General features: G+C 71.8%; 23 protein-coding genes. 15 read left to right on the forward strand and 8 right to left on the reverse strand.

Annotated elements, in window-relative coordinates; all coding sequences use genetic code 11:
* Positions 1-77 precede the first annotated feature (77 nt).
* On the reverse strand, positions 78-731 hold the full coding sequence (locus AC3EU2_RS13900) for a cation efflux transmembrane domain-containing protein (protein ID WP_488176884.1): 654 nt from the start codon (positions 729-731) through the stop codon (positions 78-80).
* 39 nt (positions 732-770) lie between these two features.
* Here AC3EU2_RS13900 and AC3EU2_RS13905 point away from each other — a divergent pair, with 39 nt between their 5' ends.
* The 9 genes from AC3EU2_RS13905 (at position 771) to lpdA (ending at position 10,144) form a co-directional block, all read left to right on the forward strand.
* Positions 771-1,037, forward strand: coding sequence for a hypothetical protein (locus AC3EU2_RS13905; protein WP_488176885.1), 267 nt, complete (start codon positions 771-773; stop codon positions 1,035-1,037).
* Positions 1,034-1,438, forward strand: a complete 405-nt coding sequence (locus AC3EU2_RS13910; protein ID WP_488176886.1) for a DUF4233 domain-containing protein — start codon at positions 1,034-1,036, stop codon at positions 1,436-1,438. Before AC3EU2_RS13905 ends, AC3EU2_RS13910 begins: the two co-directional genes overlap by 4 nt.
* A 10-nt stretch (positions 1,439-1,448) precedes the next feature.
* Positions 1,449-1,871, forward strand: a complete 423-nt coding sequence (gene ndk, locus AC3EU2_RS13915) for a nucleoside-diphosphate kinase (RefSeq protein ID WP_035936455.1) — start codon at positions 1,449-1,451, stop codon at positions 1,869-1,871.
* A gap of 182 nt (positions 1,872-2,053) precedes the next feature.
* Positions 2,054-4,153: a M14 family zinc carboxypeptidase gene (locus tag AC3EU2_RS13920; protein ID WP_488176887.1), complete on the forward strand. Its 2,100-nt coding sequence runs from the start codon at positions 2,054-2,056 to the stop codon at positions 4,151-4,153.
* Positions 4,154-4,359: 206 nt separating this feature from the next.
* Positions 4,360-5,370 carry a rod shape-determining protein MreB gene (gene mreB, locus AC3EU2_RS13925; RefSeq protein ID WP_488179493.1) on the forward strand — a complete coding sequence of 337 codons (1,011 nt, stop codon included), beginning with the start codon at positions 4,360-4,362 and terminating at the stop codon, positions 5,368-5,370.
* On the forward strand, positions 5,367-6,206 hold the full coding sequence (gene mreC, locus AC3EU2_RS13930) for a rod shape-determining protein MreC (protein WP_488176888.1): 840 nt from the start codon (positions 5,367-5,369) through the stop codon (positions 6,204-6,206). The genes mreB and mreC overlap by 4 nt, the downstream gene beginning before the upstream one ends.
* Positions 6,203-6,691 (forward strand): rod shape-determining protein MreD, encoded by a 489-nt coding sequence (mreD, locus tag AC3EU2_RS13935; protein WP_488176889.1) that lies wholly within the window; start codon positions 6,203-6,205, stop codon positions 6,689-6,691. The genes mreC and mreD overlap by 4 nt, the downstream gene beginning before the upstream one ends.
* The gene (gene mrdA / locus AC3EU2_RS13940; protein WP_488176890.1) at positions 6,688-8,697 is read left to right on the forward strand and encodes a penicillin-binding protein 2; all 2,010 of its coding nucleotides are present in this window, start codon (positions 6,688-6,690) and stop codon (positions 8,695-8,697) included. Before mreD ends, mrdA begins: the two co-directional genes overlap by 4 nt.
* A 49-nt stretch (positions 8,698-8,746) precedes the next feature.
* Positions 8,747-10,144 carry a dihydrolipoyl dehydrogenase gene (gene lpdA / locus AC3EU2_RS13945; protein ID WP_488176891.1) on the forward strand — a complete coding sequence of 466 codons (1,398 nt, stop codon included), beginning with the start codon at positions 8,747-8,749 and terminating at the stop codon, positions 10,142-10,144.
* Between the two features lie 116 nt (positions 10,145-10,260).
* Here lpdA and AC3EU2_RS13950 read toward each other — a convergent pair whose 3' ends face one another.
* From AC3EU2_RS13950 to heR, 6 genes are all read right to left on the reverse strand, one after another.
* Positions 10,261-10,650, reverse strand: coding sequence for a VOC family protein (locus AC3EU2_RS13950; protein WP_488176892.1), 390 nt, complete (start codon positions 10,648-10,650; stop codon positions 10,261-10,263).
* Between the two features lie 167 nt (positions 10,651-10,817).
* Entirely contained in the window at positions 10,818-11,270 is a 453-nt protein-coding gene (locus AC3EU2_RS13955; protein ID WP_488176893.1) for an SRPBCC family protein, read from the reverse strand.
* Entirely contained in the window at positions 11,267-11,605 is a 339-nt protein-coding gene (locus AC3EU2_RS13960; protein ID WP_488176894.1) for an ArsR/SmtB family transcription factor, read from the reverse strand. Before AC3EU2_RS13960 ends, AC3EU2_RS13955 begins: the two co-directional genes overlap by 4 nt.
* Before the next feature lie 31 nt (positions 11,606-11,636).
* A complete protein-coding gene (locus AC3EU2_RS13965; RefSeq protein WP_488176895.1) occupies positions 11,637-13,076 on the reverse strand; it encodes a pyridoxal phosphate-dependent decarboxylase family protein in 1,440 nt (479 codons plus the stop codon).
* Between the two features lie 61 nt (positions 13,077-13,137).
* Positions 13,138-14,001 (reverse strand): alpha/beta fold hydrolase, encoded by an 864-nt coding sequence (locus AC3EU2_RS13970; RefSeq protein WP_488176896.1) that lies wholly within the window; start codon positions 13,999-14,001, stop codon positions 13,138-13,140.
* A 92-nt stretch (positions 14,002-14,093) separates the two neighbouring features.
* Positions 14,094-14,864, reverse strand: a complete 771-nt coding sequence (gene heR / locus AC3EU2_RS13975; RefSeq protein ID WP_488176897.1) for a heliorhodopsin HeR — start codon at positions 14,862-14,864, stop codon at positions 14,094-14,096.
* A gap of 48 nt (positions 14,865-14,912) precedes the next feature.
* Between heR and AC3EU2_RS13980 the strand changes: the two genes are divergently transcribed.
* The 5 genes from AC3EU2_RS13980 (at position 14,913) to AC3EU2_RS14000 (ending at position 20,927) form a co-directional block, all read left to right on the forward strand.
* Positions 14,913-16,436: an amidohydrolase gene (locus AC3EU2_RS13980; protein WP_488176898.1), complete on the forward strand. Its 1,524-nt coding sequence runs from the start codon at positions 14,913-14,915 to the stop codon at positions 16,434-16,436.
* A gap of 247 nt (positions 16,437-16,683) precedes the next feature.
* Positions 16,684-16,875: a hypothetical protein gene (locus AC3EU2_RS13985; protein ID WP_488176899.1), complete on the forward strand. Its 192-nt coding sequence runs from the start codon at positions 16,684-16,686 to the stop codon at positions 16,873-16,875.
* Positions 16,876-17,110: 235 nt separating this feature from the next.
* Positions 17,111-17,797: a PglD-related sugar-binding protein gene (locus AC3EU2_RS13990; protein WP_488176900.1), complete on the forward strand. Its 687-nt coding sequence runs from the start codon at positions 17,111-17,113 to the stop codon at positions 17,795-17,797.
* Between the two features lie 226 nt (positions 17,798-18,023).
* Positions 18,024-18,293, forward strand: coding sequence for a 30S ribosomal protein S15 (rpsO, locus tag AC3EU2_RS13995; protein WP_035936369.1), 270 nt, complete (start codon positions 18,024-18,026; stop codon positions 18,291-18,293).
* 156 nt (positions 18,294-18,449) lie between these two features.
* Complete coding sequence (locus AC3EU2_RS14000; RefSeq protein ID WP_488176901.1) at positions 18,450-20,927, forward strand: polyribonucleotide nucleotidyltransferase; 2,478 nt, start codon at positions 18,450-18,452, stop codon at positions 20,925-20,927.
* 468 nt (positions 20,928-21,395) lie between these two features.
* Here AC3EU2_RS14000 and AC3EU2_RS14005 read toward each other — a convergent pair whose 3' ends face one another.
* On the reverse strand, positions 21,396-21,536 hold the full coding sequence (locus tag AC3EU2_RS14005) for a hypothetical protein (protein ID WP_488176902.1): 141 nt from the start codon (positions 21,534-21,536) through the stop codon (positions 21,396-21,398).
* 121 nt (positions 21,537-21,657) lie between these two features.
* Between AC3EU2_RS14005 and dapB the strand changes: the two genes are divergently transcribed.
* Positions 21,658-22,416, forward strand: coding sequence for a 4-hydroxy-tetrahydrodipicolinate reductase (dapB, locus tag AC3EU2_RS14010; RefSeq protein ID WP_488176903.1), 759 nt, complete (start codon positions 21,658-21,660; stop codon positions 22,414-22,416).
* Positions 22,417-22,463 lie beyond the last annotated feature (47 nt).

Below are 22,463 nucleotides of genomic sequence, written 5' to 3' on the forward strand. Positions count from 1 at the left end.
GCGAACCGCACCCGCGCTCGCGGACCGGTTCGAACGGGCGCACGAGTCACCCTGCGGTTCGCGAACCACGTCGGGAGTCAGCCGAGCCCGTCGCCGGCGAGCGCCTTCGCGGCGAGGTGCTCCTCGGCCGCGACCTCCCACACCTCCGCGGCCGCGTGCAGCCCGATGACGACGATCACCAGCCCGAGCAGGAGGTCCGGCCACCCGGACCCGGTCACCGCCGTCACCGCGGCCATCGCGACGATGAGGAGGTTGACGAGCACGTCGTTGCGGGCGGAGAGGTATGCCGCCCGCGACAGGCTCCCTCCCGCGTGCCGGACCCGGACCAGCAGCCATGCGCAGAGACCGTTGACGAGGACGGCCCCGAGCGCAGTGGCCACGAGCCAGCGCACGTCGGGGGGCGCCGGGTCGCCCCACTTGGACACCGCCTGCCAGACGGCAGCGGCGGCGGGTACCAGGAGCACCCCTGCCATGACCTTGCCGGCGATCGCCCGGTGACGAGCGCCCCAGCCCAGGGCCAGGGCGATGAGGAGGTTGACCGCCGTGTCCTCGAGGAAGTCGACGCTGTCGGCGAACAGGGCGACCGACCCGATGGCCAGCGCCACGCTTGCCTCGAGACAGAAGCCCGCGATGTTGAGCCCGGCCACCGTGAGGACGACGCGGCGCAGTCGCCACGGTTCGGCGACGCCGGGCACGTCGGGGAAGCCGCCGGGGACGGCTGGGGGAGGCACCGGTCCATCCAACCAGCGCACGCGGCATACCCTCGTGCCATGCATCCGATCGCCAGGCTGGTCCTCATCCTCGCCGTCGCGGCGCTGGCGTTCTGGCTCGTCATGAGGCTGCGCGAGAGCACCCGCGGCGACAGGGTGAGCTTCCGGCCGGTCGAGGACCTCCCGCCGACGGTCCAGCAGTCGATCGACCTCGCGCTCGCGCACGGCAAGAAGGTCACCGCGGTCAAGCTCTACCGCCAGGCCACCAGGGCCCCGCTGGCCGCCGCCAAGGCCGCGATCGACGTGCGGGAGTGGAAGCGCGGATGACCCGGGTCCCCTTCACCGGTCGGCTCGGGACGTTCACCTGGCGGATGCTCGCCACGGTCCTCGCGAGCCAGTCGCTCATCATCTTCCTCGGTGCGCTCGTCGCCCGGGGCTCCGCGATCGCCGAGGGCGACGGCAACGCCACCACCCTGCTCTGGGCCGGCTGCGGCCTCGGGGTGCTCGCGATCGTCGCGGCCGGGCTGATGCGCGGGCCGCTCGGGCTCCCGCTCGGCTGGCTCGTCCAGCTGCTCACCTGGGCCAGCGCCGTCATCGTCCCGGCGATGATCGGGGTGGGCCTGGTCTTCACCGGCCTGTGGCTGCTGTGCCTTGTCAAGGGCCAGCAGGTGGACGCGATGATGGCGGCGCGCGAGTCCGGCGCCTCCGGCCCGGAGGCCGCTCGCTAGGCTGACCCGCGTGACCACCGAACGCTCGCTCGTCCTCGTCAAGCCCGACGGCTTCGCCCGCGGCCTCTCCGGGGAGGTGCTCCGCCGGATCGAGTCCAAGGGCTACACGCTCGCGGCCCTCGCGGTGACGACGCCCACCCGCGAGATGCTCGCCGACCACTACGCGGAGCACGAGGGCAAGCCGTTCTACGAGCCGCTCGTCGAGTTCATGTCCTCCGGTCCCGTCACCGCGGCCGTCATCGAGGGCCAGGGCTGCATCCCCGGCTTCCGCGCCCTCGCCGGTGCCACGAACCCGACCGAGGCGGCCCCGGGCAGCATTCGCGGCGACCTCGGCCGTGACTGGGGCGAGAAGGTCCAGAAGAACATCGTGCACGGCTCGGACTCGCCGGAGTCGGCCGAGCGCGAGATCGCGATCTGGTTCCCCGGGCTCTGAGCCCCGCTCCACCGGGTCCGCACACCGGTCCGCACGCCGGTCCGCGCGCCCTTCGGCGGAGGGCGGAAGGCACGAACCCACCCGAGATCTGGTCACTTTCCCCCGTCGCCAAATCACGGGCAGCGCCCTAGGTTGAGTTTCAGCGACCCCCTCGGGCCGCACTCTTGATCGAAGGAGCGAGTATGAGGATCACTCGAGTCGGGCCGGGGGTGGTGTCAGCCGTCGCGCTGGTCGCCGCCGGTCTCGCGGGAGCAGGGGTCGCCACAGCGGCACCGCAACCCAGTGCGCAGGACGACAAGGTGCAGATCGTCACCGTCCACGCGGCCACGCAGAAGGAGCGCTCGGCGGTCAACGCCCTGGGGCTCGACACGACCGAGCACGCCGATGCCAAGGGTGTCGACGTGGTCCTGCACGGCAGGGCCGACGTGGCCAGACTTCGTGCCTCGGGCAAGAAGTGGACCGTCAAGGTCGCCGACCTCGCCGCGGTGGAGCGCGCGAACGCCAAGAAGGACAAGGCGTATGCCGCAAGCGTAGCCGAGTCCGCGCTCCCCAGTGGCCGGACGAGCTACCGGCAGCTCGCCGACTACAACGCGGAGATGACCGCACTCGCCGCGAAGTACCCGGGGAAGGTCAAGGCGCTCACGCTGCCGAACCTCTCGGTCCTCGGCAAGCCGGTCCAGGGCATCGAGATCACGAACAACGCGGCCACCATCGACGACGGCAAGCCCGTCTTCCTCATCATGGGGGCCCACCACGCCCGCGAGTGGCCCTCGTCCGAGCACGCGATGGAGTTCGCCTACGACCTCCTCGAGGGCGGCGACGCCCGCAACGCCGGACTCCTCGACGACATGCGCACGATCGTCGTCCCCGTCGTCAACGTCGACGGGTTCCAGATCTCGCGCACGGCCGCACCACTCGGCAACTTCTCGCTCTTCGACTACGAGATGAAGCGCAAGAACTGCGCGATCAGCTCCCAGACCCCGGCGCAGTACCTGCCGGGCACCTGCGACAACAACCCCGCGGGACGCCTGCGCGGCACCGACCCGAACCGCAACTACCCCGGTTTCTGGGGCGGTCCGGGCGCCTCGCCCGTGTGGAGCGACGACACCTTCCGTGGCGACGCCCCCGGTGGTGAGCCCGAGGTCGACAACATCCGCAAGCTCGTGAGCAGCCGCCAGGTGACGACGCTCATCACCAACCACACCTACAGCAACCTCGTCCTGCGGCCGCCGTCGCTGGCCTCCACCGGGTTCAGCCCCGACGAGATCCAGTACCGCGCGCTCGGGGCCGAGTTCGCCGAGCACAACGACTACGCCAACATCCCGTCGTTCGGCCTGTACGACACCTCGGGCTCGACGGAGGACTGGAGCTACTGGAACACCGGCGGCTTCGGCTTCACCTTCGAGATCGGCACGGAGGGCTTCCACCCGGCGTACGAGACCGGTGTCGTCGCCGAGTACATGGGCCTCGCGCCCGCTGCCGGTGCCGGCAAGGGTGGCAACCGGGAGGCCTACTACGACGCCGCCGAGGCCGCCCGCAACCCGGAGCTGCACTCGACGATCACCGGCAAGGCCCCGGCCAACACGACGCTGACGATCCGCAAGTCCTACGTCGGCATGACCTCCCCGGTCATCCAGCTCGACGGCAGCGTCGGTGACCCCATCCCCTACACGGACGTGCTCACCTCGTCGCTCGCCGGCAAGGGTGGCTCGTTCTCGTGGGCGGTCAACCCGTCGACCCGACCGCTGGTCGCCGGGCGCTACGGCCGCGACGCCGTCGCCCCGCCGCAGCCGAGCAGCCCGATCACCAACCCGGCGGGCATCCCCGCCGTGGGTGCGTCCGAGTTCTCGGACGTCACGGTGCAGGGCCTGCCGACGTACGACAACGGCAAGGTGGTCTTCACCTTCGGGTGGGTGGGCCCCAACCCCGACCCCAACGTCGACTGGGACTTCTACGTCTACGACGCGGCCGGCAACCAGGTGGCCTCGGCCGCGACCCTCGACAACCCCGAGATCACGGCGGTCGTCGACCCGGTGCCCGGCGACTACCGCGTCGAGGCGATCAACTACGCCAGCGGCGCCACGGCCGACTGGACCGGGACGATGTCGTTCGAGTCCCCGGCCCCGCTCATCGTCACCGGGGTCAAGGAGACGTGGAACCTCACCTGCGCCAACAAGAAGGGCAAGGTGCTCGGGACGCGCAGCATCGTCGTCGACCGCGGTGACTCCGTGGACGTCGGCAACCCGTGCAACCGCGGCAAGGTCGTGGGCAGCAACGAGTGACCCCGCGAAACTGACCCGCACGAGAGGGTATGCCGTCCACTCCCCGAGAGCGGGCGGCATACCCGCGTGTGGGGCCCGTTGCGTCCGCAAGGATGGCCGGGATCCCGACCATCTCTGCGGACGCAACGGGGGCGTGGGCGTGTTGGGCCGACGACCCGCGAGCGCCCCCGCGTAGCATCGCGAGCGTGGCTGGACTGGACCGATGGATGCGCGCGCGAGACCTCGCCATCGACCTCGGGACCGCCAACACGGTGATCTACGAGCGGGGTCGCGGGGTCGTCCTCGACGAGCCGTCGGTCGTCGCCGTCCGGACCGGCACCTCCGAGCTCCTCGCGGCCGGGCACCGCGCCAAGGAGATGCTCGGCCGCACACCGGACTCGGTGCGCGCCGTCCGCCCCCTGCGCGACGGCGTCATCTCCGACGCCGACGTCACCGAGCGGATGCTGCGCTACTTCGTCGACCAGGTGGCCCCCTCGCGGCTGTTCCGACCGCGCATCGTCGTCTGCGTCCCCAGCGACATCACGAGCGTCGAGCGCCGCGCCCTCGAGGACTCGACCCTGCGCGCCGGCGCCCGGAGGGTCCACGTCATCGAGGAGCCCATGGCGGCCGCGATCGGCGCCGGGCTGCCCATCGAGGAGACGATGGCGTCGATGGTCGTCGACCTCGGGGGTGGCACGACCAACGTCGCCGTCATCAGCCTCGGCGGCATCGTCACCTCCCGCTCGATCCGCACCGGCGGGGACGAGGTGGACGAGGCGATCGTGGCCCACGTGAAGTCCGAGTACTCGCTCCTCCTCGGGGAGCGCAGCGCCGAGCAGATCAAGGTGGCCGTCGGGTCGGCGTTCCCGCTGCGCCAGGAGCTGAGCGAGCGCGTCCGCGGGCGCGACCTCGTCACCGGGCTGCCCAAGACCGTGGCGATCTCGTCCGCCGAGGTCCGTCGGGCGATCGAGGGCCCCGTGCTGCAGATGGTCGAGCTGGCGCGGGCCGTGCTCGACGTCTGCCCGCCCGAGCTCGCCGGTGACGTCCTCGAGCGCGGAGTCACCCTCACCGGCGGGGGAGCCCTGTTGCGCGGGCTCGCCGAGCGGATGCACCACGAGCTGGGCGTGCCGGTCACCGTCGCCGACGACCCGCTGCGCGCCGTCGCCCGCGGCGCCGGTCGCTGCGTCGAGGAGTTCGACACCCTCCACCGCGTCCTCGTCGACAACCGCCGGCCGTGAGGGGCGACGCACCCGACCGTCGGAGACGCCGCCTCCTCGCGATCGCGGTCCTCGTCACCGCGGCCCTGGTCGTCGTCGACCTCGTCGGTGGCCCCGGTCCCGGGATCCTGCGCCGTGGCGCCGCGACCGTCCTCGGCCCGCTCGAGCGCGTCCTCGCCCCGTCCGGGCGACCCGGCGAGGACGAGCTGCTCCGCGACAACGAGCGGCTCGGCGACCAGCTGCGGCAGGCGCGCCTCGAAGGAGCGGAGGCCACGGCCGCGGCGCAGCTGCTCGCCTCGCCCACCACCGCCGGGGCGAAGGTCGTCCCGGCCCGTGTCGTGGGCGTGGGCGCGCCCGGTCCGCAGGGGGTCGTGCGGATCACGATCGACGTCGGCAGCCGCGACGGGGTGAGCGTCGACCGCACGGTGGTGGCGTCCGGCGGGCTGGTCGGCAGGGTCGCCTCCGTCGCCCCGTGGACCAGCGACGTCCTCGTCGTCGGCGGGCCGGAGGTCGTCGTCGGGGCCCGCGTCGGGGCCTCGGGCGCGCTCGCGACCGTCGGCGCGGACGCGAGGAGCGCCGTGGACCGCGGGCCCGGAACGCTCGGCTTCACCCTCGTCCAGGTCGGCCGGCTCGCCGTCGGCGACGAGGTGCGCACGCTCGGCAGCGTCGACGGGCGACCGTTCGTCCCCGGCGTCCTCATCGGCACGGTGACCTCGGTCGAGCCGAGCCGCGGCCGCCTCGCGCCCACGGGCACGGTGCGCCCGGCCGTCGACACGGGGTCCCTCTGGGTCGTCGGGGTGCTGCTCACCGCGCCCCGCACGACGCCCCGTCCCGCCGCGACCGGAGGGTCGTCGTGACGGCGACCGGTGCCCTCCTGCGGGCGGCCCTCCTGCTCGTCGGCGCCGTCCTCGGCGTCACCCTCGCCGCGCGCCACCTCGCGCCGCTGCCCGACCTCGTCCTCGTCGTCGTGGCCTCGGCGGCGCTGCGCTCGGGGCCGCGGGCGGGCCTGGTCACCGGCCTGGCCGGGGGGTGGCTGCTCGACCTGCTCCCGCCGGGCTCCGCGGTGCTCGGGACCCAGGCCCTCCTGTATGCCGGGTGCGGCCTTCTCGTCGGCCTCGCTCGCCGCCCCGGCCCGGTCGCGCTCGTCTGGGTGGTCGCGGTCATCGCGGCCGCTGCCGGGGGTCTCGAGATCGTCCGCGCCCTGCTGGCTCTCGCCCAGGGCGTCCCCGTCGGCGCGGGGTCCTCGCTCGGCCGGGTGGTCGCGACGGCCACGGTCGGCCTGCTGCTCGTCCCGCTCGTCGGCAGCCTCGAGCGGCGCTCCGAGCGTCGGAGGTTCGCGTGACGAGCGCCGGGCTGCGGCCGCGGGACGGGTCCGGACACCAGGGCCGCTTCCTCGCCGTCGGCGCGGTCGTCACCCTCCTCTTCGTCGCCCTCTTCGGCCGTCTCGGGCAGGTGCAGCTCACCGAGCACGCCGACTTCGCCGTGGCCGCGGCGAAGCTCAACACGCGCGAGGTCGTCGTCCCCGCCGTGCGCGGGCGGATCCTCGACCGGGCCGGGAAGCCGTTGGCCGACAACAGCTCCGTCACCGTCGTCACGGTGGAGCGGCGCGTTGTCGCCGACAGCGACGACGGGGCGCGGGGGGTCCTCCAACGGGTCGCGGCGACGATCGACCGGCCGGTGCAGGAGCTCCTCGACCGCACCCACCTCTGTGGCGCGGACGGGGCGCCGCCCGCCCCGGCCTGCTGGGCGGGCTCGCCCCAGGTGCCCATCCCCGTGGCGAGCGGGGTCGACCCGCAGCGGGCACTGAGCCTCGTCGAACGGCCCGACCTCTTCCCGGGGGTGGCCGTCGACGCGGTCCCTGTCCGGCGCTACCCGGCGCCGCTCGGGGTCAACGCCGCCCACCTGCTCGGCTACCTCGGTCGCGCCACCGAGGCCGAGGTCACGTCCGGGCGGGTCGGCGCCGACGACCTCGTCGGCCGGGCCGGCCTCGAGCAGCAGTACGACGCGGAGCTCCGCGGCACCCCCGGGCGGACCACCGTGTCGGTCGACGCCCGTGGCCTCGTCACCGGCGTCGTCGCGCAGGTCGACCCGAAGCCGGGCCGCGACCTCGTGACGAGCATCGACGCCGGCGTGCAGGCGGCCACCGAGAAGGCCCTCGGCCGCGAGATGGCCGCCGCCCGGACCCGTGGCCAGCCCGCCGACTCAGGCGCTGCCGTCGTCCTCGACGTGACGACCGGCAACGTCGTGGCCTCCGCCAGCGCCCCGACCTACGACCCCAACGTGTGGACCGGCGGCATCTCGGCCAAGGAGTACGCCGCCCTCACCTCACCGAAGGCCGGCACCCCGCTGCTGTCCCGGGTCACCGGCTCGGCCATGGCCCCGGCCTCGACGCTGAAAGCGCTGAGCGTCCCCGCCGCCGTCGCCGCCGGCAACTCGTTGAGCCGCACCTACGAGTGCGGGTCGAGCTACCGCATCGGCAACCGCTCGTTCCGCAACTTCGAGTCCCGGGGCTACGGCCCGATCACCTTCCACAGGGCACTCGAGATCTCCTGCGACACCGTCTTCTACGACGTCGCGTACCGGTCGTGGCTGGCCCTCGGCGGGCTCTCGGGCGCGGACGCGCGCGACCCGTTCATCGCCACCGTCCGCGACTTCGGGCTCGGCAGCCGCAGCGGCATCGACCTGCCGGGGGAGAGCGCCGGCCGGGTGCCGGACCGCGGGTGGAAGCGCGCGGTCTGGGAGGAGACCAAGGACGAGACCTGCGCCAGGGCGACCTCCGGCTACCCGGACGTGGCACGCACCGACCCGGCGCGGGCGGCATACCTCGTCTCGCTCGCGAAGGAGAACTGCGTGAGCGGGGCACAGTTCCGCGCGGGTGACGCCGCGAACTTCTCCATCGGGCAGGGTGACGTCGCCACGACCCCGCTGCAGATGGGCGTGGCGTATGCCGCGATCGCCGGCGGTGGTGTCGTCCGCACGCCGCGCGTCGGGGTGCGGACCGTGGACCCGGTCACGGGTGCGGCCACGCCGGTCGCGGCCGGTCCCACCCGTGCGACGGCGCTGCCGAAGGACGTCGGGGACTACGTCCGGAGCGCGCTGCGTGCCGTCGTCGTGTCGGGGACGGCGGCGCAGGCCTTCGCGGGGATGCCGGCGAACTGGCCGGTGTCGGGCAAGACCGGAACCGCGGAGGTGTTCGACCGCTCGGACACGTCGTGGTTCCTGTCGTACGCACCGACGACGAGGCCGCGGTATGCCGTGTCCGTCGCCGTGAGCCAGGGCGGCCACGGCAGCGAGACGGCGGCCCCGGTGGCGCGCTCGATCCACGAGGCGCTGCGCGTCCTGCGTTGAGGGTCGGTCGCCGCTCGACCGGCAGTTGCCGCCCACTAGGCTGGCGCCCATGGCTGACTTCGATGTCGTTGTTCTCGGTGCTGGTCCCGGTGGGTACGTCGCGGCGATCCGCGCCTCACAGCTGGGCCTCAAGGCCGCGGTGGTGGAGGCGAAGTACTGGGGTGGCGTCTGCCTCAACGTCGGGTGCATCCCGTCCAAGGCGCTCATCAAGAACGCCGAGCTGGCGCACACGCTGCAGCACGACAAGAAGAAGTTCGGTATCGAGGGCGACGCGACGATGTCCTACGGCCCGACCCACGCCCGCTCGCGCCAGGTGTCGGCCGGCATCGTCAAGGGCGTCCACTTCCTCATGAAGAAGAACAAGATTGAGGAGATCGACGGCTGGGGCACCCTGACCAGCCCGACCTCGATGGACGTCAAGCTCAGCTCCGGCGACAGCCGCACGGTGACGTTCGACAAGCTCATCATCGCGGCCGGTGCCGTGACCCGGATGCTCCCGGGCATGGAGGTCTCGAAGAACGTCGTGACCTACGAGGAGCAGATCCTCGACGAGGACCTCCCCGGCTCGATCGTCATCGCCGGGTCCGGCGCCATCGGCGTCGAGTTCGCCTACGTCATGAAGAACTTCGGCGTCGACGTGACGATCGTCGAGTTCCTCGACCGGATGGTGCCGACCGAGGACGCCGACGTCTCCAAGGAGCTGCTCAAGCACTACAAGAAGCTCGGGGTGAAGGTCCTGCTCTCGACCAAGGTCGAGGGGGTCGAGGACACCGGGTCCGGCGTCAAGGTCACCGTGTCACCGGCGGCCGGTGGCGACTCCCAGGTCCTCGAGTCCGACAAGTTCCTCTCCGCCATCGGGTTCGCCCCGCGCACCGAGGGCTACGGGCTCGAGGCGATCGGCGTCAAGCTCACCGACCGTGGTGCCGTCGAGATCGACGACTACTGCCGCACCAACGTCGACAACGTCTACGCAATCGGTGACTGCACCGCCAAGCTCATGCTCGCGCACGTCGCCGAGGCCCAGGGCATCGTCGCCGCCGAGACCATGGCCGGCGCCGACACGATGCCGGTCGAGTACGACTTCGTCCCACGGGCGACCTACTGCCACCCGCAGATCGGGTCCTTCGGCTACTCCGAGGCCCAGGCCAAGGAGAAGGGCTACGACGTCAAGACGGCCATGTTCCCGTTCAGCGCCAACGGCAAGGCCATGGGCCTGGGCGACGCGGTCGGCTTCGTCAAGATCGTCGCCGACGCCACGCACAACGAGATCCTCGGCGCCCACATGATCGGCCCGGACGTCACCGAGCTGCTCCCGGTGCTCACCCTCGCGCAGAAGTGGGACCTCACCGCGGACGAGGTGTCGCGCAACGTCTTCGCGCACCCGACCCTCTCCGAGTCGGTCAAGGAGGCCATCGAGGGCATCGCCGGCCACATGATCAACCTCTGACCGGGCCGGGTGCGACGACGCCCGAACCGGTTCGCGAACCACAGGTGGGCTCGCACACCGGATCGATCAGGTCCGCGAGCGCCCCTGGGGTTCGCGAACCGTCCTGTGCGTGAGCCTCAGCCCATCCCGGTACCGAGGTTGAGGATGTTGCCGTCCGGGTCCTCGAACCAGACGCTGCGGAACGAGCCGTCCATCATGCTCGCCACCCCGTCGTCCCACTGGGCGTCCGGCAGGTCGTAGGTCTGGAAGGTGACGCCCTTCGCACGGAGGTCGGCGACCTGTGCGTCGAAGGCGTCCTCCGGCAGCTCGAACATCATCGCGGTCGCCTTGTTGGTGCCGGCGAACTCCGACTCGTAGACGAAGACCCCGCCGGAGCCGGCTCGGTACTCCACGCCGCCGGGCACGTCCCTGCCGGGGGTCAGCCCGAGCGTGCCCTCGTAGAACTCCCGGGCCCTGCCGATCTCCTTGACGCCGAGCGTCGGAACGGGTGTGTGGTCACCGATCATGACTGCTCCCACGGCGGACCGGGCGACCCTCGCACGGTCGGCCACTGTCGAGCCTAGGGAGCGCCGGCCTCCACGTTCAATGGGTCGAAGAGAGGTGACCGGATGGTGAAGGTGGGCCACCCCGTCCGGCGTGGCCCCCAGCGCACCGCCTCCTCGCGCACGGCCGCTCAGCGGGTCGACGCGCCGGACGGCAGCGCCGAGCCGGTCTCGAGCAGCGACTTCAGGGAGTCGAGGATGCTCACCCAGCCCTCGCGCACGTTCTCGGCCGTGAGCGGGCTCGCGTCGAGTCGGTCGTGGACGAGCCGGAGCCGGGTGAGCCCGTCCCCGACCGGGGTCAGGATCCAGGCCACGCGGCTGGGCGGCTCCGCGGCGAGCCCGTCGTCGTAGAGGGGGTGCCAGGTGTGGACGAGACGGTGGGGCGGGTCGACCTCCTCGACGAGGCCGTCGATCGCGACCCGGCCGTCCGGCAGGTGCGTCTGGAACGGATCACCGGCCACGGGGGGCGAGGTCCAGTGGGTGGCGTGGAAGTACTGCCGGGTCGACGCGGGGTCGGTGAGGGCGTCCCAGACGTCCCCGACCTCCGCCCGGATGTCGATCTCGTAGACGTGCTGCGTCGTCATGTCTTCTCCTTGTGGTGCGGGGTCTCCACGGCGCCCTTGAGGTCGAGGAGCGTGCGGGTGAACGGCTGCGCGTACTTGCTCACCCAGCGGTCGGCGATCTGCGCGATGGGGACGGGGTTGAGGTGGTGGTGCTTCTCGCGACCGACACGGTGGGTCGCGACGAGGTCGGCCTCCTCGAGCACGGTGAGGTGCTTCATCACCGCGAAGCGGGTGACGGCGGGGAAGAGGGCGACGAGCGCGCCGACGGTCTGTCCGTCGGCGTCGAACAGCGCGTCGAGGATGGCCCGACGCGTCGGGTCGGCCAGTGCCCGGAAGACGAGCTGGTCCGCATCCATGTGGCAAGTATGTGACCAAATGGTCACATGTTCAAGACCCGGGCGCGGAACCCGCCGCCACGACCGAGCGGTATGCCGTGACGATCGCCTCGGCGCTGCGCGCCGCCTCGTCCGCGTCGGTCTCGAACCCGATGACCGACAGCCTCATCACCTCGCGTCCCCACCACTGCGCCCCGCCCGTGAAGCAGACGCCGTCCGCGCGGATGCGGTCGATGGTCGCCCGGGTGACGCGGTCGCCCTCGTCGTCGGGACGGTCGGACCCGAACCGGACGAGCACCTGGTTGAGGTCGACGACGTTGAGGACGGCGATGCCCGGCTCGGCGCGCAGGCGGGTGGCGACGAGCCGCGCACACGCGCAGTGCCGCTCGACCACCTCCCGGATGCCGTCCCGACCGAGCGTGCGGATCATCGCCCACACCGCGAAGCCGCGCGCCCGCCGCGAGAGCTCCGGGACGTAGTGGGACGGGTCGCGCTCGCCCTCGCCGGGGGTCGGCAGGTAGCTCGCGGCGATCGTCATGGCGCGTCGGTGCGCCTGCTCGTCCCGGACGACGACGAAGCCGGAGTCGTACGGGGTCTGCAGCCACTTGTGGCCGTCGACGGCCCAGGAGTCGGCCTCCTCGAGGCCGAGGGCCAGGTGGGACGTCTGCTCGGACACCCGCGCCCACAGGCCGAACGCCCCGTCGACGTGCACCCAGGCACCGGCGGCCCGGGCCGCGGGGACGATCGCCGTGAAGTCGTCGAAGGCCCCGGTGTTGACGTGCCCGGCCTGCAGCACGACGATCGCCGGCGGCTCCAGCCGCGACAGGACCTCGAGGGCCGGTCGCACGAGCACCCGCCCGTGGTCGTCGACCGGCAGGCGGGTGACGCGGTCGCGACCGAGCCCGAGGAGCTGCAACGCGGCATACACCGTCGTGTGCGCCTCGGCGCCGATGACGACGGTCACCTCCGGGGCCCCGAACAGGCCGTCGCGCTCGACGTCCCACCCGACGCGCCGCAGGACCTCGCCGCGGGCGGCGGCGAGCGCCGTGACGTTCGCGACGGTCGCCCCGGTGACGAACCCGACCGACGCCTCGCGGGGCAGGTCGAGGAGCTCGAGCAGCCAGCCGGCGGCGACCTTCTCCGCCGCCGAGGCCGCGGGCGAGGCCTGGTGGTTGCCGGCGTTCTGTCCCCACGCGCTCGTGAGCCAGTCGGCCGCGACGCCCGCCGGGTGGGAGCCGCCGATGACCCACCCGAAGAACCGGGGACCGGTCGGGGTCATGAGCCCTCGGTCGGCGCGGCGCACGAGGTCGTCGAGCACCTCGGACGGGTGCGAGCCCGACTCCGGCAGCGGCGCGACGAACGAGCGCAGCGACGCGGCGTAGTCCTCCGCCGGGGCTGCGGCGCGGTCGCCGACGCCCTCACGGAACGCGATCGCGGCCCGGTATGCCTGCTGCCACAGGTGTGCGACGTCCTCCGGCGGTGTCCTCACCATGTGCCCAGCATCCCCGCCGTGGCCGGCGCGCGCCAGAGTCGGCGTCGCGGACGGCTTTGGCCTACGCCGAGGCGGGTGGCTCCTCCGCGGATGCGGGGGAGACGAACTCGCGCAGGACCCGGGTGAATCGCTCAGGGTCGTCGAGGTGCGGGAAGTGGCCCGCTCCCTCGAAGAGCTCGACGCGACAGTGGGGGACCGCGCGCTGGGCGCTGAGGGCGTGCCACGCCGGGATCATCCGGTCCTTGGAGCCCCAGACGATGAGCACGGGCACCGACGGTGCGTCCTCGAGGTGGTCGTGGGCGCTGATGCTCTGCCCGCCGAGGTCGATGACGGCCCGGGTGGTGGCGAGGAACGCGCGGCGGCTCTCACCGTCGCCGAGGGAGGTGAACCCGCGCCAGACGGCGGTGAGGTCCGAGCCGGCCCGCCAGCCGACCTTTCCCGCGACCCGGCCGAGGGCCTCGACCTTCGACAGCACCGGCGCCGAGGCGACGACGCTGAGGACCTGCTCCGCGCCGGGGAGCGTCGCGGAACGCAGGACGAGGTTCACCTCGCGGCCCAGGCCCCCGCTGGCGACGAGGACGAGCCGGTCGACGCGGTCGGGGAAGAGGTAGAAGAACTGCATGGCGATGCCACCGCCGAGCGAGTGCCCCACGAGGGTGACCCGCTCGATGCCGAGGTGGTCGAGGAGGTCGCGCATGGCGGCGGCGTGCGCGCTGAGCGAGTAGTCACCCAGTGGCTTGGCCGAGTCGCCGTGGCCGAAGAGGTCGGGCACGAGCACCCGGTGGTCGTCATGGAGCCTGTCGACGAGCCGGGACCACTGCCGCTGCGAGCCGAGGATCCCGTGGATGAAGAGCAGGGCCGGGCCGGAGCCGCTGTCGACGAAGGACAGCTCGTGACCGTGCAGACGCACCGTGCGTGGGGTCATGTGAGCCATGGAGGCGTCCTCGGGCGATCGGCGGAGCGGATACTCCACGGTAACCCCACGCGGGCCGCCGGTCGGCGCGTCCCGGGTGTGACCTATCCCGCGAGGGTGCCTCCGAAGACCTGCCACGCGAGCAGGGACTTGGCGACCAGGCTGAGGACGATGTAGACCCGCTCCCCGAACAGGTAGTCCGCCCAGCGGCCCCGGGCGCGGTACTGCAGCCACTGGTTGAGCGCGAAGACGTTGAAGAAGAGGAAGAGCGAGACGACGATGCCGTAGACGAAGCCGGGAGGACTCGCCTCGGACGGCGACCCCGGGGCGACCACGTAGAGCACGACCGCGAGCCACGGCACGGCGCCGGCGATGCACCCGAACCAGAAGGGGAGCCAGCCACCACCGCGAGGCTGCTCGTACTTCTCCTGCAGCCAGCCGAAGAGGATCATCGACGCGTTGACCCCGGCGATCGCCAGCAGGGCCGTGACGTCGGCGATCCCGACGAGCTGGGCGATGACCACCATCATGAGCGAGCTCGACAGCGAGTACTCGACCCAGCGGGCCCGGTTGATCGACCGAGCGAGGTCGGCGACGTAGCCGCGGAACCACACCGTGGAGACGAGGAGGTGCGCGAGGGCCGACAGCGCGAGGAACGCTGCCACCGCCAGCCCGGTGGACAGGTCGAACAGGACTGTCGGTTCCTGGGGTGCGGTTCCGGGTGGCCCCGCGAGGTACCCGGCCGTGACGGGCAGGGCGAAGTCGGTCGCGAGGACGACGACGGCGGCGGCCTGGGCCACGTGCAGCGCCGCGGCGGCGAGGTTCCACCTGCGGAGCCCGTGTTGGAGGTCCGGGGACAGTTCGGTCGTCGCCATGGTGAGACCGTAACCGGCCTCGAGCGGTTCTCCTCCTAGGATCACCGCGTGAGCTCGCTGTTCATCCGCCAGGCCCGGCTCGTCCCCATCGCCGGCCGCCCCGCGCCCGAGGGAGAGTTCGACGTCCCGGTGGACGTCAGGGTCGAGGGTGACCGCGTCGTCGAGGTGGCGCCCACGCTGCGCCCCACCGGCGCCGACAAGGTCCTCGAGGCCGAGGGTCGCTGGCTCGCCCCGGGGCTGTGGGACCAGCACGTGCACCTGGGCCAGTGGGCCGCGAACGCCACCCGCCTCGACCTGTCCTCCACGTCGAGCGCCGACGAGGTCGTGCGGCTCGTCGCTGCCGAGATCGGCGCGAGGTCCGGGGGAGCCCCCGGCACGGTGCTCCAGGGGTTCGGCCACCGCACCGCCGGGTGGGAGCGCCAGCCCACCGTCGCCGAGCTCGACGCCGTGAGCGGTGTGATGCCGGTCGTCCTCATCAGCGGCGACGCCCACCACGGCTGGCTCAACTCGGCGGCGTTGCGCCTTCTCGGGGTCGCGCCCAGGGACACCGTCGTCGAGGAGAACGAGTGGTTCCCGGTCTTCGCCCGGCTCGACGAGGTGACGCGGACACCGGAAGGCGGGCGGACGGCATACGCGAAGGTCCTCGACGCGGCCCTGCGTCGCGGCGTCGTCGGGGTGCGCGACATGGAGTGGGCCGACAACGCGACCGAGTGGGCGGAGCGCTCCGCGTCCGGGCTCGCGGTGCTCCGGGTTCGCACCGCGACGTATGCCGTGGGGCTGGCCGACACCATCGCCGCCGGACGCCGCTCGGGTGACGTCCTCGACGAGGCCGGGCTCGTGACGATGGGGCCGCTGAAGATCATCAGCGACGGGTCGCTCAACACCCGGACCGCGTTCTGCCACGACCCCTACGTGGGCGACGACGTCCTCGAGCACCCCCGCGGACGGGCCAACAACTCGCCCGAGGAGCTCGCCGACCTGCTCGCCCGAGCCAGGGCCCACGGGCTCGACGTCGCGGTGCACGCGATCGGGGATGCGGCTGTGGGCATCGCCCTCGACGCCTTCACGTCGACGGGTGCCACCGGGTCGATCGAGCATGCCCAGCTCGTGGCACTCCCGGACCTCGAGCGGATGGCTCGCCTGGGTGTCGTGGCGAGCGTCCAGCCGGCGCACCTCATCGACGACCGCGACGTCACGCACCAGTGCTGGCCCGACCGGGCGGACCGGTGCTTCCCGCTGCGCTCGATGCTCCGTGCCGGCGTGACGCTGGCGCTCGGCTCGGACGCGCCGGTCGCGCCTCTGGACCCGTGGGAGGCCATGGCGGCGGCCGTCCACCGCACGGGTGACGACCGCGAGGAGTGGAACGCGCAGGAGACGATCACGGTCACGGAAGCGCTGGCCGGCAGCCTCGACGGTGCCCCGACGGTGGGTGTCGGCAGCCTGGCCGACCTCGTGCTGCTCGACGCGGACCCCTCCGCCGCAGGGGAGTCCGGACCGGAGGCGGCGGCCCACCTGCGATCGCTCGAGGTGTCAACGACAGTCGTCGGCGGCCGGGTCTCGGGGAGTGTCTGACCCATTCGGGCCATGCGCAACTAGTTGACTGGGCTACCACCCAGTGCCACAGGGGGGATTTCGTGGCGTTCGCACTCGCCAACTCGACGTCCCTCCTATCGTGGGCCGCGTCGTCACTACCTGACGGTCTCACAAAGGTTCGGGGGGCGGGGTTGAGGTCGCAGATCGTCGCAGGGGGCTCGGTCACGGTCGGCTTGGATGCCGGCGCACGGCTGCGTGACCAGCTCATTCCGGCCCGGGTGACCGCGTGAGCATCCTGTCTCGGTTCCGTCGCTCCCGCCCGACCGTCCCGGCACGACCCAGCGTGCCCCACCTCGACCAGTGCGCGGCCCTGGCCTGCGGACGCCGCCACACACGCGTCGTCAAGGGTGTCCGACTGTGCGACCGGTGCGGACCGCTCACCCCTGCTGCCCTCAACCCGCTCATCCCGATCCGCTGAGCCCGGGCATCCCCGGGCATCCTCGGGCATCCCCGGGCGCGGGCAGGTGCCGTGTCGAGGACCGTCGCGCGAGGCGCGGTTCGCGCTCGACGGCAGTTGCATCGAACGCCGAACCTGCGCTCTCGAGGTGTCTATTCTCGGGCCTACGGTGGTCGCGGTGGTGCGGCGACCAGGGATCAGCGAAGAGGGCGAGGCAACATGAGCCCGTTCACCGGTGGCACGAGGTCGTCGGACCATGAGCAGGATCCGACTCCCGCCGCCTGAGACGCGACGGCAGCGGGTCGTCGTCATCGGGGCCTCAGGGTTCGGGCGCGAGTGCCTCGACGTCCTCGAAGCGATGCGGGAGGGCGGCTCGGAGCTCGAGGTCCTTGGGGTCGTCGACGACGCCCCGTCGCCGGCCGACCGCGATCGCCTGGACGCGCGCGGCGTGACGCACCTCGGGTCGGTCGCCGACTTCATCGCGGCGGGGGACACCTCGGTCGGCTACGTGCTGGGCGTTGGCCACCCCCAGACCCGGGTCTCGCTCGTCGAGCGTCTGGACGCTGCCGAGTTCACGGCGATCTCCGCGATCCACCCGGGCGCGGTCATCGGCTCGGATCCCTCAATCGGTCCGGGAGCGGTGATCTGCTCCGGGGCCGTCGTCTCCACGAACGTCAGGCTCGGGAGACATGTGCATCTCGCCCCGCACGCGACCATCGGTCCCGATGCTCTGCTGGCCGACTTCGTCTCGGTGGACGCGGGGGCGGTCGTCTCCGGTGAGGTCACCGTCGGCGCGGCCACGCTCGTGGGAGTGAGCGCGACGATCCTGCTGGGTCTCCTGGTGCGTGAGGACGTCGTCGTCGGCGCGGGTGCCGTGGTGACGTGCGACGTGCCGGGCGGGGTGGTGGTCACCGGTGTGCCCGGCAGGTGGCCGCTGACCTGACGGCGTCTTCACGCAGATGCTCCGCGGCCGACAGGGTGCGGGATCGGACGGTGGCGAGCGGCGCGGAAGCCCTCGCGCGCACTCACGGCCGCGTCGAGCGTGATTAGGGCCCCCACACGCCCACTGGTAGCCTTGCCACGCCGTGAGAATCGGCCGCGGATCCAGAGAGCCTCGGTGAACCAGCCCGGGAGCGCCGCGCAACCACACCAGAAGGAGTCTCTCGCCCATGCCTTTGGACGCAGACGTCAAGCAGAAGATCATGTCCGAGTACGCCACGACCGAGAACGACTCCGGTTCCCCCGAGGTCCAGATCGCGCTCCTCACCCAGCGCATCCTCGACCTCACGGAGCACTCCCGCGAGCACAAGCACGACCACCACAGCCGTCGTGGCCTGCTGCTCCTCGTCGGCCGCCGCCGCCGCCTCCTCCGCTACCTGGAGGACATCGACATCGAGCGCTACCGCTCGCTGATCAAGCGCCTCGGTCTGCGTCGCTGACCCACCGATTTCCGTCGGAGCGGCTCTCCTTCACGGAGGGCCGCTCTTTCGGATGTGCAGAACAACTCCATAGCAGGACGTACCACCAGCACGACCATCACGAGAACCCGTGCACAACGACGATGCACGGTCTGACACTCAAGAAAAGGAGGACCCATGGAGGGTCCTGAGATCACGTTCGCCGAAGCCACCATCGACAACGGCTCGTTCGGCACCCGCACGGTTCGGTTCGAGACCGGACGACTGGCCAAGCAGGCCGGAGGCGCAGTTGCCGCCTACCTGGACGAGGACACGATGCTCCTCTCCACCACCACCGCCGGGAAGCACCCGCGCGAGGGGTTCGACTTCTTCCCCCTGACCGTCGACGTCGAAGAGCGCATGTATGCCGCGGGCAAGATCCCCGGTTCGTTCTTCCGTCGCGAGGGCCGCCCGTCCACCGACGCGATCCTCACCTGCCGTCTCATCGACCGCCCGCTGCGCCCGACCTTCACCAAGGGCCTGCGCAACGAGGTCCAGGTCGTCATCTCGGTGCTCGCGCTCAACCCGGACGTCCAGTACGACGTCCTCGCGATCAACGCGGCGTCGGCGTCCACCCAGATCTCCGGCCTGCCGTTCTCGGGTCCGATCGGTGCCGTCCGCGTCTCGCTCATCGACGACCAGTGGGTCGCCTTCCCGCAGTTCTCCGACATCGAGCGTTCGACCTTCGACATGGTCGTCGCCGGACGGGTTGTCGGCGACGCCGACGACAGCGACGTCGCGATCATGATGGTCGAGGCCGAGGCCACCGACTACACGTGGAACCTCGTCAAGAACGAGGGCAAGACCGCGCCCACCGAGGACGTCGTCGCCGCCGGGCTCGAGGCCGCGAAGGGCTTCATCAAGACCCTGTGCGAGGCACAGGCGTCGCTGGCCGCCGAGGCCGCCAAGCCGATCCAGGAGTTCCCGCTCTTCCTCGACTACAGCGACGAGCTGTACGCCGCGGTCGAGGCCAAGGTCTCCGAGCAGACCGCCGCGGCCCTCCAGATCGCCGGCAAGCAGGAGCGTGAGGACCGTCTCGACGAGATCAAGTCCGAGCTGCACCTCGCCCTCGTCGGCGACGGCGAGGACGTCAAGGGTGAGTACGCGGACCAGTCCAAGGACGTCTCCGCGGCCTACCGCGCCGTCCAGAAGAAGCTGATCCGTCAGCGCATCATCACCGACAAGGTCCGCATCGACGGCCGTGGCCTCGCCGACATCCGCGCCCTCAGCGCCGAGGTCGAGGTCCTGCCGCGGGTGCACGGCTCCGCGATCTTCGAGCGGGGCGAGACCCAGATCATGGGCGTCACGACCCTCAACATGCTTCGCATGGAGCAGCAGCTCGACACGTTGTCGCCGGTGACGCGCAAGCGTTACATGCACAACTACAACTTCCCGCCGTTCTCCACCGGTGAGACCGGTCGGGTCGGTTCGCCGAAGCGCCGCGAGATCGGTCACGGAGCGCTCGCCGAGCGTGCGCTCATGCCGGTCCTGCCGACGCGTGAGGAGTTCCCCTACGCGATCCGCCAGGTCTCCGAGGCGCTCAGCTCCAACGGCTCGACCTCCATGGGCTCGGTCTGCGCGTCGACCCTGTCGCTGCTCAACGCCGGTGTGCCGCTGCGCGCCCCGGTCGCGGGCATCGCGATGGGCCTCGTCACCGCCGAGGTCGACGGACAGACGCAGTACGCCGCCCTCACCGACATCCTCGGTGCCGAGGACGCGTTCGGCGACATGGACTTCAAGGTCGCCGGCACCCGCGAGTTCGTCACGGCCATCCAGCTCGACACCAAGCTCGACGGCATCCCCGCCGACGTGCTCGGCGGCGCGCTGACCCAGGCCCGTGAGGCCCGCCTGCACATCCTCGACGTCATGAACGAGGCGATCGACGTCCCGGACGAGATGAGCCCCTTCGCTCCTCGCGTCATCTCGGTGACGGTCCCCGTCGACAAGATCGGCGAGGTCATCGGCCCGAAGGGCAAGATGATCAACCAGATCCAGGACGACACCGGCGCCCAGATCTCCATCGAGGACGACGGCACCATCTACATCGGTGCCACGGACGGTCCGTCGGCCGAGGCGGCCCGCGCGGCGATCAACGCGATCGCCAACCCGCAGATGCCCGAGGTCGGCGAGCGCTTCCTCGGCACCGTCGTCAAGACGACGACCTTCGGCGCGTTCATCTCGCTCCTGCCCGGCAAGGACGGCCTGCTGCACATCTCCGAGGTGCGCAAGCTCGTCGGCGGCAAGCGGATCGACAACGTCGACGACGTCCTCGCCGTGGGCCAGAAGGTCCAGGTCGAGCTCAAGGAGGTCGACCCGCGCGGCAAGCTGTCGCTCGCGGCCGTCATCGCCGAGGGTGAGACCGACTCCGAGGGTGACGCGGGTTCCGAGGCTCCGGCCGAGGCCGTTGCCCCGACCTTCGACGACGCCCCGGCCGAGCTCGACGCTCCCGTCGAGGTCGACGGCAGCGACGACGCGACCGGGTCGACCGACTCCGGCGACTCTGCCGAGTCCGGCGAGTCCACGGACGGTGGCGAGCGCCGCCAGCGCAGTCGTCGCCGCGGGGGCCGTGGCCGTGGCCAGCGTTCCGAGTCCGGAGACACCTCCGGCGACGAGTGACCCGACGCGCACTCGCGTGACGACGGGGCGGTACACCGACACGGTGTGCCGCCCCGTCGGCGTGCGGTGCGGCGGGGCCTGGCGAGTGCCTGGCGAGTGCCCGCACCGTCTTCGACGGCCGGATCGTCGTCCCCGACAACTCCCGCGTGCCGGTGACCGGTCTGGGAGCGGGTCGATGTCATCGCGATGCCCCTTCAACAAGCAAGCGTCCCCGCGGGCCGCAACGCCCTCGACACGCAGGGATCGAGCTCGTCTTCACCACGGACGACGACATCGTCTTCACCGCCGCGAGCGACATCATCGCGGTGATGAACTACCTGGACGACAACGCCACCGTCGACCTCGTCGCCCTCACCGGTGGACCTGCCCCGGTGGTGTGCCGTGCACTGGCGCGGCGCCGAGGCCTGTTCCCGTTGCAGCCGCACCGTGGAGCGGCCGGTCGGTGGACTGACCGAGGTGGGGTGGCCGTCAGGCGACGCGCGTGGTGCGGGGGACCGGGGTCGGGGCGACCCAGCGCATCTCCATGCAGGTGCGTCCGTCGCGGATCACGGGGACCCAGCGCAGCGTCAGGCACGCCGGACCGGTCGCGGTCGCGACGACCTTCTTCATGGCGGATTCCCCTCGTTCACCTGATGTTCATCTCATGATAGACGAAAGATGAACGGAAGGTGAACGGCCCGCCGATTCGTACCGCGCAGAGAGACGCACCGGTCGCCGCTAGGCTCACGGCGTGAATGCGAACACGGGCGCTCCCCGCACGGTCTCGGTCATCGGCGCAGCCGGCCGGATGGGCTCGGAGGTGTGCCGGGCGGTGGAGGCGGCCGACGGCCTCGAGCTCGTGGGGCGCTTCGACGAGGGCGACGACCTCGGCGACCTGGCCGGTGCCGACGTCGTCGTCGAGTTCTCCGTCCCGGCCGCCTCGGCGGCCAACGTCGCGCACTGCGTCGACCGCGGCGTGCACGTCGTCGTGGGCACGACCGGGTGGGACGACGGCGCCGTGTCCGACCTGCGCGCGCGCCTCGCGGCCCACGCCGAGGTGGGCGTGCTCATCGCCCCGAACTTCGCGATCGGCGCGGTCCTCATGATGGCGTTCGCCCAGAAGGCCGCCGAGTTCTACGAGTCTGTCGAGGTCATCGAGCTGCACCACCCGGACAAGGTCGACGCACCGTCCGGCACCGCGGCTCGCACCGCCGAGCTCATCGGGCGGGCGCGCGAGGAGGCGGGCCTCGGCGACGTCCCCGACGGGACCACGGTGGACCCCGACGGTGCACGCGGTGCCCGCTCACACGGCATACCCGTGCACTCGGTCCGTCTGCGCGGCCTCGTCGCGCACCAGGAGGTGCTCTTCGGGCAGACCGGCGAGATGCTGACGATCCGCCACGACTCCTTCGACCGCGTCTCCTTCATGCCGGGGGTCATCGCCGCAGTCCGCCAGGTCGGCGACCACCCAGGACTCACGGTCGGGCTCGAGCACTACCTCGGCATCTGAGTCGACAGGTCACGACACCTCGTCTGCCGTCCGCCCTTGCGGGGTGT

The organism is Knoellia sp. B-D-2 (assembly GCF_057714695.1).